Raw genomic sequence first — 814 nt, forward strand, 5'->3', positions numbered from 1 at the left:
CGACGTCCCGCATGATCGCAATCTCGTTGCTTCGCGCGTAAATCGTCAGCTTGATCGTGTTCGCGATCAAGAAAATCGCCAGCGCGCTTAAGCCCGCCACCAGAATCGCCCCGCCAAACCGCACGGAATTCAGCGTTCGGACAAACATCAGCGCACTGTCCCCGCCGTAGTTCACCGTTTCGATCCCTTCGATCGCCTGAATCTTTTCCGCCGTGTCCTTTAACGCGTCTCCGTCGTTTACTTCCACATAGAACGCGTCGTGCAGCGGATTATCCTCCCGATACGTTTCCAGCGCTTCTCTGGCGCTTTCATCCTCATACGTTTCCATCAGCTCGTCGAATTCCTGATCCTTGCTTGAGTATTCCACGCTGACCACATGCTCCAGATTCTTGATCGTCGCCTGAATCATGTCCAGCTGCGATTGTTCCTCATGGTCATAGGCTACAAACGCAGAAATCTTCACCGAGCCTTCGATGTTCTGGGTGACCTCCTGCATGTTGCCCGTCACGATCATAAAGATCGAGATGATCAACAACGTGATCGTCACCGCCGAGGCGCTCGACACCGACATTGCCGCGTGCCGGCCCACACCATAAAAACCCTCGCGGATATGCCGGAAGAATCGTCTAATCATGTTTGATATACCCTCCCTCGTTCATGTCCGCGACGATATGCCCCGCTTCCAGGGCGATCGTGCGTTTGCGGTGCTTGTTCACCAGCGTGATGTCGTGCGTGACCATCAGCACCGTCGTTTTTTCCTCACGGTTGATCTTTTCCAACAACGTCATGATCTCATCCGACTTCTGCGGATCGA

At 54.1% G+C, this 814-nt stretch carries 1 protein-coding gene and 1 pseudogene; both read right to left on the reverse strand.

Going from position 1 to position 814, the window contains the following annotated elements:
• Positions 1–634 (reverse strand): permease-like cell division protein FtsX (locus tag BQ7364_RS00065; RefSeq protein ID WP_072682800.1); only part of this gene is annotated, 634 nt, incomplete at its 3' end.
• Positions 627–814 (reverse strand): annotated as a pseudogene (locus tag BQ7364_RS00070) (cell division ATP-binding protein FtsE); the annotation flags it as partial. The pseudogene BQ7364_RS00070 and the gene BQ7364_RS00065, both read right to left, overlap by 8 nt.

Origin of the sequence: Holdemania sp. Marseille-P2844 (assembly GCF_900120005.1) — a bacterium.
GTDB lineage: Bacteria > Bacillota_I > Bacilli_A > Erysipelotrichales > Erysipelotrichaceae > Holdemania.